Source organism: Vibrio sp. 1249-1 (assembly GCF_033340495.1).
Map to the genome: position 1 here is coordinate 348,208 of NZ_JAWOWJ010000004.1, position 14,224 is coordinate 362,431.

At 43.4% G+C, this 14,224-nt stretch carries 18 protein-coding genes; 10 read left to right on the forward strand and 8 right to left on the reverse strand.

Features of this window, described 5'->3' with window-relative positions; all coding sequences use genetic code 11:
- Nucleotides 1-67: 67 nt before the first annotated feature.
- From hutZ to hutW, 3 genes are read right to left on the reverse strand one after another with little or no spacing between them, the layout of a single operon-like run.
- Nucleotides 68-598: a heme utilization protein HutZ gene (hutZ, locus tag R7Z50_RS10480; protein WP_005375331.1), complete on the reverse strand. Its 531-nt coding sequence runs from the start codon at nucleotides 596-598 to the stop codon at nucleotides 68-70.
- Between the two features lie 56 nt (nucleotides 599-654).
- Nucleotides 655-1,158, reverse strand: coding sequence for a heme utilization cystosolic carrier protein HutX (gene hutX, locus R7Z50_RS10485; RefSeq protein WP_005385051.1), 504 nt, complete (start codon nucleotides 1,156-1,158; stop codon nucleotides 655-657).
- Nucleotides 1,159-1,190: 32 nt separating this feature from the next.
- Nucleotides 1,191-2,561 carry a heme anaerobic degradation radical SAM methyltransferase ChuW/HutW gene (hutW, locus tag R7Z50_RS10490; protein ID WP_064354555.1) on the reverse strand — a complete coding sequence of 457 codons (1,371 nt, stop codon included), beginning with the start codon at nucleotides 2,559-2,561 and terminating at the stop codon, nucleotides 1,191-1,193.
- A gap of 160 nt (nucleotides 2,562-2,721) precedes the next feature.
- On the opposite strand from hutW, the gene R7Z50_RS10495 reads away from it, so the two are divergent.
- The 6 genes from R7Z50_RS10495 to R7Z50_RS10520 are packed head-to-tail and all read left to right on the forward strand — an operon-like array spanning nucleotide 2,722 to nucleotide 7,303.
- Nucleotides 2,722-3,468 carry an energy transducer TonB gene (locus R7Z50_RS10495; RefSeq protein ID WP_064354554.1) on the forward strand — a complete coding sequence of 249 codons (747 nt, stop codon included), beginning with the start codon at nucleotides 2,722-2,724 and terminating at the stop codon, nucleotides 3,466-3,468.
- Nucleotides 3,468-4,166 (forward strand): MotA/TolQ/ExbB proton channel family protein, encoded by a 699-nt coding sequence (locus R7Z50_RS10500; RefSeq protein ID WP_005375324.1) that lies wholly within the window; start codon nucleotides 3,468-3,470, stop codon nucleotides 4,164-4,166. The genes R7Z50_RS10495 and R7Z50_RS10500 overlap by 1 nt, the downstream gene beginning before the upstream one ends.
- Nucleotides 4,163-4,576, forward strand: a complete 414-nt coding sequence (locus R7Z50_RS10505) for an ExbD/TolR family protein (RefSeq protein WP_053350535.1) — start codon at nucleotides 4,163-4,165, stop codon at nucleotides 4,574-4,576. Before R7Z50_RS10500 ends, R7Z50_RS10505 begins: the two co-directional genes overlap by 4 nt.
- 28 nt (nucleotides 4,577-4,604) lie before the next feature.
- Nucleotides 4,605-5,474, forward strand: coding sequence for a heme/hemin ABC transporter substrate-binding protein (locus R7Z50_RS10510; RefSeq protein WP_053350536.1), 870 nt, complete (start codon nucleotides 4,605-4,607; stop codon nucleotides 5,472-5,474).
- 9 nt (nucleotides 5,475-5,483) lie between these two features.
- Nucleotides 5,484-6,521: a FecCD family ABC transporter permease gene (locus R7Z50_RS10515; RefSeq protein ID WP_053350537.1), complete on the forward strand. Its 1,038-nt coding sequence runs from the start codon at nucleotides 5,484-5,486 to the stop codon at nucleotides 6,519-6,521.
- Nucleotides 6,521-7,303, forward strand: coding sequence for a heme ABC transporter ATP-binding protein (locus tag R7Z50_RS10520; protein ID WP_005385036.1), 783 nt, complete (start codon nucleotides 6,521-6,523; stop codon nucleotides 7,301-7,303). Before R7Z50_RS10515 ends, R7Z50_RS10520 begins: the two co-directional genes overlap by 1 nt.
- 112 nt (nucleotides 7,304-7,415) lie before the next feature.
- Here R7Z50_RS10520 and R7Z50_RS10525 read toward each other — a convergent pair whose 3' ends face one another.
- Nucleotides 7,416-7,877, reverse strand: a complete 462-nt coding sequence (locus R7Z50_RS10525; RefSeq protein WP_005385033.1) for a TetR/AcrR family transcriptional regulator — start codon at nucleotides 7,875-7,877, stop codon at nucleotides 7,416-7,418.
- Between the two features lie 607 nt (nucleotides 7,878-8,484).
- Here R7Z50_RS10525 and R7Z50_RS10530 point away from each other — a divergent pair.
- Nucleotides 8,485-8,784 carry a YfcZ/YiiS family protein gene (locus R7Z50_RS10530; RefSeq protein ID WP_005375307.1) on the forward strand — a complete coding sequence of 100 codons (300 nt, stop codon included), beginning with the start codon at nucleotides 8,485-8,487 and terminating at the stop codon, nucleotides 8,782-8,784.
- 88 nt (nucleotides 8,785-8,872) lie between these two features.
- Here R7Z50_RS10530 and R7Z50_RS10535 read toward each other — a convergent pair whose 3' ends face one another.
- Complete coding sequence (locus R7Z50_RS10535) at nucleotides 8,873-9,145, reverse strand: YnjH family protein (protein ID WP_167415898.1); 273 nt, start codon at nucleotides 9,143-9,145, stop codon at nucleotides 8,873-8,875.
- A gap of 319 nt (nucleotides 9,146-9,464) precedes the next feature.
- On the opposite strand from R7Z50_RS10535, the gene R7Z50_RS10540 reads away from it, so the two are divergent.
- Nucleotides 9,465-10,064, forward strand: a complete 600-nt coding sequence (locus R7Z50_RS10540) for a hypothetical protein (protein WP_005375305.1) — start codon at nucleotides 9,465-9,467, stop codon at nucleotides 10,062-10,064.
- A gap of 73 nt (nucleotides 10,065-10,137) precedes the next feature.
- Here the strand turns inward: R7Z50_RS10540 and R7Z50_RS10545 are convergent, their stop codons facing one another.
- Nucleotides 10,138-11,247, reverse strand: a complete 1,110-nt coding sequence (locus R7Z50_RS10545; protein WP_005385027.1) for a 1-acyl-sn-glycerol-3-phosphate acyltransferase — start codon at nucleotides 11,245-11,247, stop codon at nucleotides 10,138-10,140.
- A 191-nt stretch (nucleotides 11,248-11,438) separates the two neighbouring features.
- Here R7Z50_RS10545 and R7Z50_RS10550 point away from each other — a divergent pair, with 191 nt between their 5' ends.
- Nucleotides 11,439-12,047: a hypothetical protein gene (locus R7Z50_RS10550; protein ID WP_005375302.1), complete on the forward strand. Its 609-nt coding sequence runs from the start codon at nucleotides 11,439-11,441 to the stop codon at nucleotides 12,045-12,047.
- Nucleotides 12,048-12,156: 109 nt separating this feature from the next.
- Here the strand turns inward: R7Z50_RS10550 and R7Z50_RS10555 are convergent, their stop codons facing one another.
- Together R7Z50_RS10555 and R7Z50_RS10560 are read right to left on the reverse strand one after the other, a co-directional pair.
- Nucleotides 12,157-12,639 (reverse strand): hypothetical protein, encoded by a 483-nt coding sequence (locus R7Z50_RS10555; RefSeq protein WP_005375301.1) that lies wholly within the window; start codon nucleotides 12,637-12,639, stop codon nucleotides 12,157-12,159.
- A gap of 14 nt (nucleotides 12,640-12,653) precedes the next feature.
- Nucleotides 12,654-13,187 carry a nicotinate-nicotinamide nucleotide adenylyltransferase gene (locus tag R7Z50_RS10560; RefSeq protein ID WP_318149063.1) on the reverse strand — a complete coding sequence of 178 codons (534 nt, stop codon included), beginning with the start codon at nucleotides 13,185-13,187 and terminating at the stop codon, nucleotides 12,654-12,656.
- 178 nt (nucleotides 13,188-13,365) lie between these two features.
- Between R7Z50_RS10560 and nadE the strand changes: the two genes are divergently transcribed.
- Nucleotides 13,366-14,196, forward strand: coding sequence for an ammonia-dependent NAD(+) synthetase (gene nadE, locus R7Z50_RS10565; protein WP_065275433.1), 831 nt, complete (start codon nucleotides 13,366-13,368; stop codon nucleotides 14,194-14,196).
- Nucleotides 14,197-14,224 lie beyond the last annotated feature (28 nt).

Sequence of the window (14,224 nt, forward strand, 5' to 3'; positions counted from 1 at the left end):
GTATAACCTAACTCCCTTTAAACGTTCATTATGCCAAATAATCGACATTCATATGATCGGTTTACAATCAGGCACTTTCGACTTTCTTGTGACCTTCTTGAAGGTGAACAAAATCGACTAAATCATCACCAGACACTTGATACGCCTGACCAAAACCTTTAACAAATAGCCCCGATTCTGGCTTTAAGTTGAACAAAACGAAATCCTCTAGCTGGCTTAGACCATCAATAATCTCACCAAAACGCTCTTTCATTTGTCCAACAACTTGTTGCCACATCTCTGTGTCTCGCTCAACTACATTTGCTACCGCATCAAAAGTTAAGCGCTTACGAGCAAACAGCTGCTTTGAAGACTCTTCATCTTCGATCATCATCAATGAAACATTTGGATTTTCTAAAAGGTTACGGGCATGACGAGCGATTTTAGAAATGAGAACGAAATAACCTTCCTGGTTTTGAACATAAGGCGCGTAGCTTACATTCGGGCGACCTTCTGCATCGACAGTTGCAAGCTGAAGTGTACGGCGCTCCTGACGAAACTCTTTGATCTCTGGCCCTAAACGACCTTGCAAACGCTCTTGTTTAACTTGTTGATCCATATTGATACCTGACTTTACTAATTAGTATTCGAGTTAAGCCTCGATTATGTTTGTGATTACTTTTTTAATTCGGCTTGTAGGGCGCGAAATGCGGTTACTTGCTCTTCAATCAACTCGCGCTTTTCGTTACGGCCTAAATAAACCTTGAAAATATTGCTTCCGCACTCCGAGAAAAAACCAAAATAGTGACTCTCTCTACCCATAAACGGTTTACTGACTAATGCGACATTTTTAACGTTATCTAATTTAAGGTGGCCGTGCAGTTCACCTTCTCTACCCATTAAATTGTAATAGCCACGCGCCACTTTTCCTTTTGGAAACGGCGCTTTAACTTCAAAGATAGAACCAAAAGAGTGGACGATGGTCGTCACCGGGCCAAAACCAACCAAACTTTCTAGGATGCTTTGCGCTTGCTCTCCTGGTGCAATAGCCACCATTTCCTGAGGTAGAGCCGCAACAACCTCAAACTCGGAAATGCCAAGACGCTCTGCCATCGCAGCTGGCAATAATTGTGGTTCTTGCTCTAGTAATACTTCAACTTGTTGCTTGATTGATTCCATTGTGTCTTCCGTTTTTGTTCAATTTGTTTTCATTAATTATTGGATGCTTTCGGTACGGTTTCGTTCATCTCCGACGTGAGTACCTGAATACAACTTTGAGCCAATGACACTGCCCAGAAGCTGCCTGCAAGAGTAAGGACTGCGCTACGTTCATGTAGTTGTACTAAGCCTTTCGCTTGCCACACTTTAAATAGAGGCAATAAAAACCCGAACGCGTCCTCTCCCATAAATGATGGAAGTTGATTTGCTTGAACAATGCCACGGTCAAACGCAGATTTGAGTGCAGAAAAAAGTGGTTCTAGAGGGCTTTGTTTCATCATCATCGCGATGGTGCTTTGACCTTCTTTGACCGCTTTAATATAGGTCTCTAGTGTGCGGTGTTGCATCATCCCGTAGCCACCGATATTACCTCCAGCACCACAGCCAATTGGCAATACCTCTGCATAAGTCTTGGCTAAACTATTGTATAAACTACGCTCGCGGTTATCGATTGCCCAATGGTTCACGCTAAGTTGCTTCATATGGTGTTTGGCCATAAAGTTCACACCGAGCTCATACATTCCCGCTTTTTCTGGTGTGGTCGCAGGTGGCGGGATTTTTCCCTTCTCTACGAGGTTGAGCATGGGAGCTGACCCACCAACCACTAACTGATACAAATCCAGTCCGTGTGCGCCAGTCGAGAGGAAATCATTTAGATCTTGCTCTAACACTTCTTTGGTTTGATAAGGTAAGCCATAGAGTAAATCGATAATGACCGGAATTTTGTCTTCTTTGGCGATCTCGCTCACTCGTTTGAGTACATCTTCCCTATCATCTAAACGTTTTGCGCTGCGGCGCACTTGTGTATTAAAACTTTGCACACCAAAAGAGAAACGATTAAACCCACCCTCTAAAGCGCCTTGATACAACTCATCAGAAAAACGATTGATGCGACCTTCTAAGGTGATTTCGCAGTCTGCAGCCAAAGGAAAGTGGTCTCGGATAGCCTGGCCTAACACACGAACCTGTACTGGAGATAAATCCGTTGGCGTTCCGCCCCCGATATATACGGCGTGAAAAATACCATTTTGTGTCCAAGGTAATGCCGCTTTCTCTCTAAGCTCCTGCATTAATGCTTCAAAGTACTCATCAACCAGTGTGCGACTTGCAGCATTTTGAAAGAAGTTACAAAAAGTGCAACGAACGCGACAAAACGGAACATGAATATAAAGACAGCGCTTATTGGTCGCTTTAATTGAGTTAGCCGTAATACTCGAAAAAATCGCCTGTTGTTGAGACGAGGGCACAGGTACGCTCGCTCCCCCGGCATGTGCAGAATGCTTCTTAACAAAAGCAAATCGCAATGGATCAGGACTATCACTGCCCAACACTGATTCATCAAGCTTATCGATATCGACGCTCATATATACTCGCTTAACTCCCATCATGTAAGGGATGGAAGCTGATCTTAAAAATTCTGCAAGAATCATAATTTGAGCGTAATGATAATGCAATTGATAATTGATCTTATTTCCATTGTAAGTAATAATCTGCCCAAGTTTTCATAGTTTCCCGAGATATTCCGTGAACGTACAAAGATATGTCATTGCAGGAGGTGCTTCCCTTGCCATCCATGCCGCACTTCTTTTTGTTTCTCAAGAGACAAAGGTGTTCGCGATGCCGGCTGGAAACCCAGCAAGTTCGGTAAGTCTAAATCTTGTGTCTGCTCCTCCAGCTGTCGAAAAATCTACACCAGAAAATGTAGCACCACCAAAAGAGCAGCAGCCTCAAGACCAACCTGAACCAGAAAAGAAGATTGTAAAAAAACAGGTCGTCAAGAAAGACGCTGTTAAGAAGAAGGTAGTAGAGAAAAAACCTGAACCGGTTAAACAATCTAAACCTAAAGCGGTCGAGCCCACCAAAACCGTAACAAAGCAAAAGGTTCAGCCCGAAGCGAAACCAAAGAAAAAAACGGAACCAGTGAAGAAAGAGACGGTAGCTCAACAATCCGCACCTGCGAGCCAATCCAAAGGGGCAACGTCTCAGCCTGTCTTGGTCGACAAACCAACGTTTGTGAGTCAACCAACACAACCCCGTTACCCAAGGTCTGCACAAAGACGCGGTATTGAAGGTGTAGCCTTGTATGAGATATGGCTAGATGAGAATGGTAACCAGATTAAACAGGTTTTGATTGAGTCTTCCGGCACAGAGTCGCTAGATGCCTCAGCACTTCGTGCGATCAAACAGTGGCAATTTACACCACATATTTCAGGTGGGCTAAAAGTCGCTCACCGAGTACAAGTACCTGTTCGTTTTAAGTTGGATGGATAATGGAACAACTACAAGAATTACAAACTCAATTTGGGCTGATGACATGGCCTTTGATCATTTGCTCAGCTCTAACCGTGATGATCATCGCCGAGCGATTATTCCATGTGTTAATTAGCCTTGGTGTAGGAAAGCGAGCCATTCGCCAAAAGCTCACAGGATTAGACCCAACAAATGGGAGCGAACTTGAAGCACTTGCTGAAGAGTTGTCGAATAAGCGGCCGCTTCTGTACCGTGGTGTTGCGATGTTGCTTGCTCATCATTCTTTCTCGAAATCTTTAAGAGAAGATGCCGCAGGTATTTGGCTGCAAGAAAAACGCCATCAGTTGCATTCCGGCCTTCGTTTGCTGACGCTGATTGGCGTCATCAGCCCTTTAATTGGCTTGCTTGGTACGGTACTTGGCTTAATTGACATGTTTAAAGGCATCGCGGTTTCAACGGGGAATATCACTCCGAATGATTTGGCTGACGGCCTAGGTCTTGCTATGCGCACCACTGCCGCGGGTCTCATTATCGCACTTCCTGCCATTTCAGGAGCGCAGATCATTGGTTTGTGGGCGGATCGTGTAATCGCCAAGCTTGAGCACACTTTAAACTACGTCAACTTATGGCTTGAAGGTATCTCGTTACAGCATGTCTCGCCAGACCACTCAAAAGTAACACTGCGCTCTTCTGAGAAGATTGAGGCAGCAACTAAATGATTAAAACACCACAAGATAATAGTCGTAACGGTTTAACCCCCGATTTAACACCGCTGTTAGACATTATTTTTATCGTCATGGTTTTCCTGATGTTAACCGCAGCGGTCAAACTCGATTCATTAGACGTCAATTTACCGAGCACAGAATCTCAGGCTGTTGCAGATGTCGATAAGCAATCCATCACGGTAAATATTCTTAAAGACGAGCCTTACTGGGCTATTAACGGCAAGACATATATCGATTGGGACAACTTTACCCTCGCGCTGTTAGAAGAGAGTAAGTCAAGCGATAAACCGATTGTAATTGGAGCAGAAAAAACCGCGAATATTCAGTCGCTAGTACAACTTCTCGGCTTTTTACAAGAAAACGGAATTCAAGCAACTCAGTTACTCACTGAAGAGCCATCATAAAAATAAGTAAGATAGAGATCCTTTCAAAATGAAGAACACACGCATCACTATTCATGCTGTTGTCACGGCAGCTATTTCCCTACTTGCGAGTAGTCAACTTTTTGCCAATGCAACGCCATCCTCAGAGCGCGTTGTTAGCGCAGGCAGCGCCGTCACTGAACTCTTGCTTGAACTCGACGCTAAAGATAGCTTGGTTGCTATCGACGTCACCAGTCAATTACCAAAAGGGATGGAACTGCCTAAAGTGGGCTACCATCGTCGTCTTTCAGCGGAGGGGTTGCTCGCCTTACGTCCGACAAAAGTCATTGGTTCTGATGAGATGGGGCCGAAAACAACATTGAGCCAATTGAAATCGGCTGGCGTAGATGTAGAAATTGTTAATACTGATGCAAATGTCGAGGGCCTTTATCAACGTATTGATCAAATTGCGAACCTTATGGATCGCAAGGCTCAAGCTGAAAGCTTAAAGCAAGATGTCCAGGCGCAAGTACAAGCACTCAATGCAAACCAGCCTAATCAAGCAAAGAAAAAGAAAGTGCTCTTTCTGCTGATCCATGAAGGGCGACCTGCAAATGTTGCGGGCTCACAAACGACACCCGATGCAATTATTCAACTCGCCGGCGGACAAAACCCAGCCGCTACACAACTCTCGTCTTACAAGCCTCTATCCACAGAAGCGATGGTAGAGATGCAGCCTGACGTGATTATTGTTAGTGGTCGCAGCTATGAAACGTTGGGTGGTGCCGATGCAATTTTAAAAGCAATGCCGCTTCTTGCTGCAACACCCGCTGGAAAGAACAAAGACATCATAACGATTGATGGCCATGCTCTGGTAGGTGGTTTGGGCCTTAAAAGCCTTGCAGAAGCTAAACGCTTGAATGCACTGCTTTACCCATAGAGACATGACATGTTGTTAAGACGCATCCCCCTTTCAACGACGTTATCAGTGCTTAGTGGATTTTTAGCATTTATTGCTATCGCCTCTATTACCGTTGGCCCAATGAACATTAGCTTTGCTGACAGTTTGCGTAGCCTAACGGGAGGCAGTTCTGATCTCGCTCCTCACATTCAGTTGGTCATTAACGAAATCCGATTGCCTCGCACCATTTTGTGTATGTTCATCGGCGCCATTTTGGCAATTTGTGGTGTGGTTATGCAGGGCTTGTTCCGTAACCCATTAGCCGAGCCTGGTATCATTGGTGTGTCTGCTGGCGCTGCTCTTGGTGGTGCATTCGCTATTGTTGTATTTGCTGAATTTAGCCAAAACTATCCGCAACTAATGAACTTAGCGGCTCTGCCTCTTTTTGCTTTCCTTGGCGGTGCACTAACGACTATTCTCGTTTATAAACTCGGCACAAGTAAGTTTGGTACCTCAGTTACAATTATGTTGTTAGCCGGCGTTGCCATCAGCGCGCTCTCGGGGGCTGCGATTGGCTACATGAACTTTATCGCAGATGATCAGATGCTGCGAGATTTGACGCTTTGGTCGATGGGCTCATTAGCTGGTGCAAATTGGTCAGGGATTGCTCTATCTGCTATAACACTCGTCATCCTATTGCTCTGGTTTCAGAAGAAGTCGATGGCGCTGAATGCTCTGTTGTTAGGGGAATCAGAAGCAAGACACTTAGGAGTTCCGGTTCAAAAACTCAAACGTCAGCTTATTTTACTTTCTGCACTGGGTGTTGGTATTACGGTGAGCATCAGTGGTGCAATTGGATTTATTGGGCTCGTGATTCCTCACTTAGGGCGCATGCTCGCTGGGCCTGACCATCGAACGCTATTACCAATATCTGCCTTAATGGGAGCACTGCTTCTTACTGCCGCAGATATGTTTGCTCGTGTTGCCGTGGCACCAGCTGAATTACCAGTTGGAATCGTGACCGCATTGATTGGCGCGCCCTTTTTCATCTACTTATTGTTCCAGCAAAAAGGGAAGATTTTGTAATGAACCAGATCGTTTTATCGGGGAAAAACATTTCGATGACGTATGGCAACCGTGTGGTGCTCGATGACATCAACATTGATATCCGAGCTGGTGAAGTGACCGCCCTACTCGGCCCCAATGGCGCAGGTAAAAGTACTTTACTCAAGCTTCTATGCGGTGAGATCTCTTCGAATCATCACATCACCTACTTCGGTAAACAAAAGCATGATTGGGAGCCTGAAAAAAGCGCCAAACATATTGCAATGCTCCCGCAGCACAGCACCTTAACCTTCCCATTTCTAGCCAGAGAAGTAGTAGAGCTGGGGGCAATACCGCTATCACTGTCCAATAAAGAAACCACTAAACTGGCTTTACATTACATGGAACAAACCGACGTATTGCATTTAGCAGAAAGCCTGTACCCGTCTTTATCTGGTGGAGAAAAGCAACGACTGCATCTAGCACGAGTGATGACACAACTACATCAATCTGGCGAAAAACGAATCTTAATGCTTGATGAACCTACCTCAGCGTTGGATCTCGCCCACCAACACAACACGTTAAAGATTGCTCGTGAAACGGCAAAAGCACAAAACGCAGCGGTGGTTGTGGTGTTACATGACTTGAATCTAGCCTCTCAGTACGCAGACCGCCTTGTACTCTTGCATAACGGGAAACTAGTTTGTGATGACACGCCATGGAATGCACTAACGTCAGAGCGCATTGAGCAAGTTTATGGCTATCGATCTATTGTGACAAAACATCCGACGCTAGACTTCCCTCAAGTGCATGCCGCAGCATAAAGCGTATCTCCTCTAAGCCGTCTCTAAAACACTTTGATACGACAAAGGCCCGCAATATGAGAATTGCGGGCCTTTGCTTTGATAGTGGCAGAATTTGGTGCTTTAAAGGCTATTACTTGCTCATTTGGATCAATGATCGACCAATCAACCACTCAAGCTCTTTGTCACCACCCGCACCAAACTGGCTTTCAACCATTTTGTATAAGCGGTCAATACCATTAGCAGCAAATTCTTGCGCATTTTCAGCGGTGACAATGTGATGGAATAGCAGTCGTAAAATCGCGAGAAACTCAGCATCTTCCAGCGCTTTAATCCAACTTTGTGAAAATGCATTTAATCCTTTATCAAACTCTAAGTGTTCAATAAACATTTTAAAGATACGGCCATCCAGTGCGGCGGTGAAGTCCGTTTTCTTAGGGAAGTGGTGGCTAATACCGGTACGCGATATACCTGTCTGCTGGCTTAGCGTCGTGTACGACATTTTGTCGTAACCTAATCTGAGTAGCTGATCAATAACGGCATCCATGATCTTTTGGATAGTGATTTCGGTATCTTCTTTACTACGCTTTGGCATATTTTAAGCTCTTCTCTTTGTAAATCCATCTAACTCACTATTAAATGAGGCCAGAATGAAATCATTCTTAGCATTATACCCGGCTCGCCGATGCGGTTCGATTAGCGAAAACCTAGAAATCAGGTTGCTAAGCGCTGCACTTGAAAGCGCTTTGGGTATATGTATTGCGACTATTTAATATCATGTCGAGTTCCAAACCATAACGTCTTTACACTGCGTAATGTGTAATTTTCAGTTATGTTTTTGTCAATACATGCTACTCAAAATAAGGCGAAAAGTTAGTCTCATCAAAACCTTGCGCCAATTATTCATCGAAACTATTCAAAGACCAAGAATGATAATTATTAAAAATAATCAATCAAGAAATAGTCTTATAAATTAACCATTAGTTCAACTGGACTGAGCAAAATCTCGTCACTATGTTCGTTAATTGATTTTAAATGTTGATATATATCACATTAACGTTCTTGATGATTTAGTAATCCAATCTTTAACCCTTACTTAACAAGTGCCTATTCTGTTCCTTTTTTACGCAAAAGTCGTCATTTTTGTAGATACAGATCAAATACCTGATAGAATACCCTTAGTATTTACAAGAGGATTCGTTATGAGTGTCGAATTAGAAAAAAACCAAGTATGTGAGGCCTGCGGCTGTGCTGGCGAGATTGGCTTTATCATCAAAGAGGGTGACGAAGTTGCCGACGTAACGGTTTTCGCACAGACAAAAACAGAGCTAGAGTCTGAACTACAAAAATACATCGAGCTCGCTAAATCAGTATGTGCTGATGTTGAATACAATGTTTCAGAAATAACCGAAGAATCGAACCAAGCGACGGCTCGATTCAAATTTGAAGTAAGTGCTGAAAAACTTATCTTTGAATTAAAAACTCGCTCACTCGCGCGTTAATGAAAAAAGCGAGCATGATGCTCGCTTTTTATTTTTCCAATCTCTTAATCTTAAACCGCTCTAAATGAAACAGACAACTTCGGCGCGTTTATTTATCTTTTTTGAACACGACCCACTTTAACGAGCCATTGGTTTCAAAATCGTTCTCAGCGATACACATCAGTAATACGCCTTCAACATTAATCACGGCCCCTGTGGTGTAGGCTTTATCATCGTAGTAACAAATACGCTGACCTACCTTACCGTCAGCAACTATTAGCGCTTTGTTTTCTGGTGTACTGTATGATTTAGCAAAAACGGAACCCGACAGCAGTACTGCAATAACACCAGCGGTAAAAATAGATACACTTTTTAACTTCATGAAAATCTCCCTCAAACCTCAATAATACTAACAAGGACCTTTGTGAAGTTCTTGGAAGAATCTCATATTATTCAAATATCTACTGATATTTTTCTCACCTCTACACTTGGGTCTGCTTCACATTCAATCATTTAATTTATCTCATTTTAGTAAGCTTGAAGTTACTTAGCGCAGTAAAGAAGCGCACACTTTTAGCGTGCATCTCTAATTTGAATATTTAAGTTATGAATCAAAAACTGTGAGCAAAAAATGCATAATAGGTTTATTTAAGTATAAGATAAGCACCTGTTGATCTCGGTATTTAACTAACTCTTTGACTATGCGTTTTGTTTCCCTATGCCTTACTTCAATCCTACTCTGCTCATCTCCTTTGGCATATGAGCTAGATTACTATTCTAAGTTTGGTCACATCGATAATTACGGCAATCTTGATCTTAGAAACAAGCCTTACACCCAACTACCCTCTGGCCTAGTGGTAAAGGGCAACTTAAACATCTCACAAACCCCTATCAAAACCTTGCCTAAAGGGCTTGATGTTGAAGGCAGTCTGGAAGCAACTAACAGCGCACTCAAAGTTATTCGCTCAGGAACAAAGATAAAAGGCTATGCAAACCTACTAGGTAGTAAGATCGAAAACTGGCCTAAAGGCATCAAACTAGGCGGTTACCTAAATCTGACAGATACACCGTTAAAAGCGCTTCCAGCTAAACTTCGAGTAAAAGGTGATCTAAGTGTTATTCGCACTCCCATTTCTGATCTTCCTGAAGGATTGGTGGTTGATGGTAATCTCTATATTGGAGGATCAGCGCTGAAAGTATTTCCAGACACAATGACGGTGAAAGGGAATATCTATTTAGGTGGTAACAGGATCACAAAATGGCCCAGCAATTTAACCCTTGGTGGTGCCGTCGCACCTTAAAGAGCAGATAAACAAAAGCCCCGGCAGACCGAGGCTTTAAGGCATTCTGAATCAACGAGTTCAGTGACGAAGATTACTCTTGGTTATTCACAGGATTAGCATAGCTCGCCACCAAATAAGGTCTTGCGCCTTCAGGTAGCTGATCCAACTTATCCGCGAGATGACGCTTAACCGCTTCCGTAATGATGCTCGAATCTTCATGCCCAGCAGCTAACAAGTTGATTGGGTACAACTTGTAGTTGTTGTGAATTTGGCGGTCGATTTCACCAGCAAGAGATTCCGGCGTTTCAAACTCTTGCTCAATCACATCACCAAACGCAACATGTACACGGCCTTTATAGCCAACGATACCTTGAATGATGCTTTCGATATCTTCAAATTCGCCTTTTTCATAGCGGCCATTTTCTGCTTTTTCGTACAGCTCTTTTGCTTTGGCAATGTCACATGGATCATTTTCATAGGCAATCGAGACAGGAACGATTTTCAGAGAACGCGTGTACTCACCAAAACTGATTTTTTGTTTACGACCTTCAACATGGAACATTTTTAAAATCGCAGGATCAGTAAAGTCGTTTCCATCTTTAGCACGACCTTCCTTTTGGGCAATCCAAATTGAATTGCCAGTATCAAGCGAATGTTTGATATAGCTTGACAGTTGTCCCAATGCTTTCATCATTTCTCTAGGCGCCTTAGCAGAGCGCTTAACGATGAAGCTCTTATTGAGTCGCATCAATTCTGTCGCACATGGCTTCTTCAGCAGGTTATCGCCAATCGCTATACGAACTGTACGGTGCCCACTTTGGTACAAGCCATAATTTACGAGCGCAGGGTCCATCGCAATATCACGGTGGTTAGAAACGAATAGGTATGACGTGTTTTTATCCAGCTTATCCAAACCAGAAAAAGTGACGCCATCCGTTGTCTTATTCAATGTATCTTTCAGATACTTCTTCACTTCAATCTGAATTGCTTCGACAGAATCAAGCTTGCTCCACTTGGCTTTCAGGTAGATTCGCAGGATCGGGCTCATTAGCGTTTTGAACCACGCTGCTTTATTAGCAAAGCGATGTTCTAGGATAGCAGTGATAAATTCATCATCTTGGATTAGACGATCCAGCGCTGCTGGAATTTCTTCGTCGTTGTAAGGACGAATTTCAATATAAGGATCGGTATTGGCTGTCATTGTTCATTACATATCAAAAAAAGCTGGCACATTTTACGCATAGTTTTGCTGACAAGCAGCATTTCAACCCATACTTTTAACATGGTCATACCAGTTAAGCCACCATTTATCATGCTAAAAAATTCTCTCAGCAGGTTGGAATCGTATGGGTTTAACGTTACCCTTAGCGCCAAAAAACACTGGTACTCATAATGAACTACGCAATTGAATTTCACGACGCTAAATACCCCTTTCTTGATGTAGCTGCGCGTAAAAAAGCACTGAAGCACAGTCTACTATCTGTCATCGAAGGGTTAGCCGTCATTAAATTGGGTAAGCAGGAGTATGCCATTGAACCAGGCCAATATTTTTGGATTCCTCAAGGATGTTTGAGCTCCCTCACCTTTTTACCTAATTCTCGTGTATATCGTTGTGATTTTTCTGTGCGTTTAAATGACGACTTCTCACAACAGGCGGGCTTTGTGAAGCCTTCACCGCTACTAAAAGCGCTCGTCGAGAAGCTAGCAACAACTGCCGAACGCTCGGATCTGCAAACCGATCTACTGACAGTAGTAAGACATGAAGTATTGACGCTGTCTCCTAAACTAGCGCACTCAACGTTAACGAGAACCATCAATCAATGGACTCCTGGCTGTGACATGAATATTTCTAAAGAGCTTTGCTTGGTACTAACACTACGTGAAGCAAGAAAAATGAAACTGTCGGGGAAGAAGGAAGAGCAAATTGTTGACTCTCTTTTTGCTGGTAACACCGAAGAATATGAACAGCTTTGCTTTTTAGTCTTTGGAGAAGCGCTATAACTTGCTCTTCAACAAGCTACGTCTTCAGCATTACGGACACAGAAAGTAGATTAAAACAAAAAGGGCGTACATTGATAATGTACGCCCTTTTTTCATTTGCTTGAGATGTCTAGAAAGGTACTTCTATCTGCATCATCCAGTCAGCGTCATAATATTCGTGCCAACGATAATCAAACCGCATTCTTGGCTGTCCGTCTGATTTATCACCAAAACCAACGCTGAACATCAACCCGTGACTACGAAGCCACTCTTCTGTATCCATTTTACTCTCTTCGTCTCGGAGCTCTTCCGGCATCCAAAAACCAAGACCAAAGTAATTCTTTTCTAAGTTTTGAGTTAGAAGTGGGGTCTCTTCCGGCTTAATCGCCCACTCCTCCCAATAGTTTTCTGTTGGTCCTTCAAGCTTCGCTTCCGCTGCATACCAAATCAATGCTTCAGTACTTAACACGCCGATGGAATCTAAAATTTCTTCACAGATAGGAAGAGTGTTATCTTCAAACACCACGGAACGATCAGAAAAATAGTTACACGCGGAATGAGCTTGTGTCACCACAAGCAGCGCACATGCACTAAATAAAACGACTCTGACCATGAAAATCTGACCTCTCAGTTCCCAGACAATGTTTCTCTGTATAAGCCTTTACTAAGTAATAAATCACGTACGGAAGGTGTTGTATAGGCGCCGATCTCTTCACCCTCGGCCAATGCTTTGCGAATATCTGTGCTTCTTACTTTTACTTTCTCAGGACATGCCATAACAGTCCAACGTTCCGTAATCTCTTCAGCTCTACTAAATTTAGCAAATTTGAAGAAATTATCAGGACCAATGACAAAAGTTATATCGGCAGTTGGGTAGATTTCTTGAATTTTTTCTAACAACGCATAGGTCGTCACACTTTGTCCAGGTTGGTATAAAGCTTGCTCTGCATCAGAACGCTGAACATTAGAAAGCCCCATATCCTTGATGAACACATCAACCATTTTGCACCGAGTTGGGTAATCAAGCATTTTCTTGCCCCAAGCGTGTGCAATGCTTGGCTCAAGTAGCACAAGATCAAAGTGGCTCAAAGACTCAATAACACTTTTATGCCCTAAACTAGGTGGGTTAAATGCACTACCAAAAATGGCGATTTTTTTCATATCCGGTGATTACCTGGTTGAAGAGAGTTTTCTAATCTGATGATTTCGGTATGATACTACTAATCTTTACAGCTTTTGACCCTAAAGTCGCGTTTAATGAGCCTCAACTGTATGGTTTATCACCATTTGAGCAAATGCGCTTTAGAGTCTGAAATATTTGCAGGAAAAGGAACCCTAAATGGAACAATCCATCCGTGACGAAATGCGCGTACTCCCTTCAATTGATCCGCATTTTGAAATTGAACGCCGTGTCGCTTTTATTAAGCGTAAATTGCAAGAAGCGGGCTGTAAGTCTCTTGTTCTTGGCATCAGCGGTGGCGTTGACTCAACGACATGTGGTCGTTTAGCTCAGTTGGCTGTAGACCAACTAAACGAAGAAGCGGGCAACAATAGCTACCAATTTATCGCAGTTCGCCTGCCTTACGGGGAGCAAAAAGATGAAGATGAGGCTCAGCTCGCTCTGTCTTTTATCCAGCCAACCCATTCTGTATCGGTGAACATCAAAGCAGGTGTTGACGGGCTTCATTCGGCTTCTCACGTTGCATTAGAAGGCACAGACCTTCTACCAACTGATGCAGAAAAAGTCGACTTCGTAAAAGGCAATGTAAAAGCGCGTGCTCGCATGGTTGCTCAATACGAGATCGCGGGCTACGTAGGCGGCCTTGTTCTTGGTACTGATCACTCAGCAGAAAACATCACTGGTTTCTACACTAAATTTGGTGATGGCGCTTGTGACATGGCACCATTGTTCGGATTAAGTAAGCGCCAAGTTCGTGAAGTGGCTGCTACATTGGGTGCACCTGAGCAACTAGTGAAGAAAGTGCCAACGGCAGACTTAGAAGAGCTTGCTCCACAGAAAGCAGACGAAGATGCCCTAAGCCTAACTTACGAGCAAATCGACGACTTCTTAGAGGGCAAACCTGTTCCACAGCAAGTGAGTGACCGTCTGGTAGCGATTTACAAAGCAACGCAGCACAAACGCCAGCCAATCCCGACGATTTACGACTAAGCGATATTTTCAGCTCTCTTTAAAACTC

Excerpts from the sequence above, each read along its gene's own strand:
- R7Z50_RS10530 (WP_005375307.1), top strand. The coding sequence starts at position 8,485 with ATGAGTGTCGAATTAGAAAAAAACCAAGTATGTGAGGCCTGCGGCTGT.
- R7Z50_RS10525 (WP_005385033.1), bottom strand. The coding sequence starts at position 7,877 with ATGCCAAAGCGTAGTAAAGAAGATACCGAAATCACTATCCAAAAGATC.
- R7Z50_RS10520 (WP_005385036.1), top strand. The coding sequence starts at position 6,521 with ATGAACCAGATCGTTTTATCGGGGAAAAACATTTCGATGACGTATGGC.
- R7Z50_RS10515 (WP_053350537.1), top strand. The coding sequence starts at position 5,484 with ATGTTGTTAAGACGCATCCCCCTTTCAACGACGTTATCAGTGCTTAGT.
- R7Z50_RS10560 (WP_318149063.1), bottom strand. The coding sequence starts at position 13,187 with ATGAAAAAAATCGCCATTTTTGGTAGTGCATTTAACCCACCTAGTTTA.
- hutX (WP_005385051.1), bottom strand. The coding sequence starts at position 1,158 with ATGGAATCAATCAAGCAACAAGTTGAAGTATTACTAGAGCAAGAACCA.
- hutZ (WP_005375331.1), bottom strand. The coding sequence starts at position 598 with ATGGATCAACAAGTTAAACAAGAGCGTTTGCAAGGTCGTTTAGGGCCA.
- R7Z50_RS10505 (WP_053350535.1), top strand. The coding sequence starts at position 4,163 with ATGATTAAAACACCACAAGATAATAGTCGTAACGGTTTAACCCCCGAT.
- hutW (WP_064354555.1), bottom strand. The coding sequence starts at position 2,561 with ATGAGCGTCGATATCGATAAGCTTGATGAATCAGTGTTGGGCAGTGAT.
- nadE (WP_065275433.1), top strand. The coding sequence starts at position 13,366 with ATGGAACAATCCATCCGTGACGAAATGCGCGTACTCCCTTCAATTGAT.
- R7Z50_RS10535 (WP_167415898.1), bottom strand. The coding sequence starts at position 9,145 with ATGAAGTTAAAAAGTGTATCTATTTTTACCGCTGGTGTTATTGCAGTA.
- R7Z50_RS10510 (WP_053350536.1), top strand. The coding sequence starts at position 4,605 with ATGAAGAACACACGCATCACTATTCATGCTGTTGTCACGGCAGCTATT.
- R7Z50_RS10500 (WP_005375324.1), top strand. The coding sequence starts at position 3,468 with ATGGAACAACTACAAGAATTACAAACTCAATTTGGGCTGATGACATGG.
- R7Z50_RS10545 (WP_005385027.1), bottom strand. The coding sequence starts at position 11,247 with ATGACAGCCAATACCGATCCTTATATTGAAATTCGTCCTTACAACGAC.
- R7Z50_RS10540 (WP_005375305.1), top strand. The coding sequence starts at position 9,465 with ATGCGTTTTGTTTCCCTATGCCTTACTTCAATCCTACTCTGCTCATCT.
- R7Z50_RS10555 (WP_005375301.1), bottom strand. The coding sequence starts at position 12,639 with ATGGTCAGAGTCGTTTTATTTAGTGCATGTGCGCTGCTTGTGGTGACA.
- R7Z50_RS10550 (WP_005375302.1), top strand. The coding sequence starts at position 11,439 with ATGAACTACGCAATTGAATTTCACGACGCTAAATACCCCTTTCTTGAT.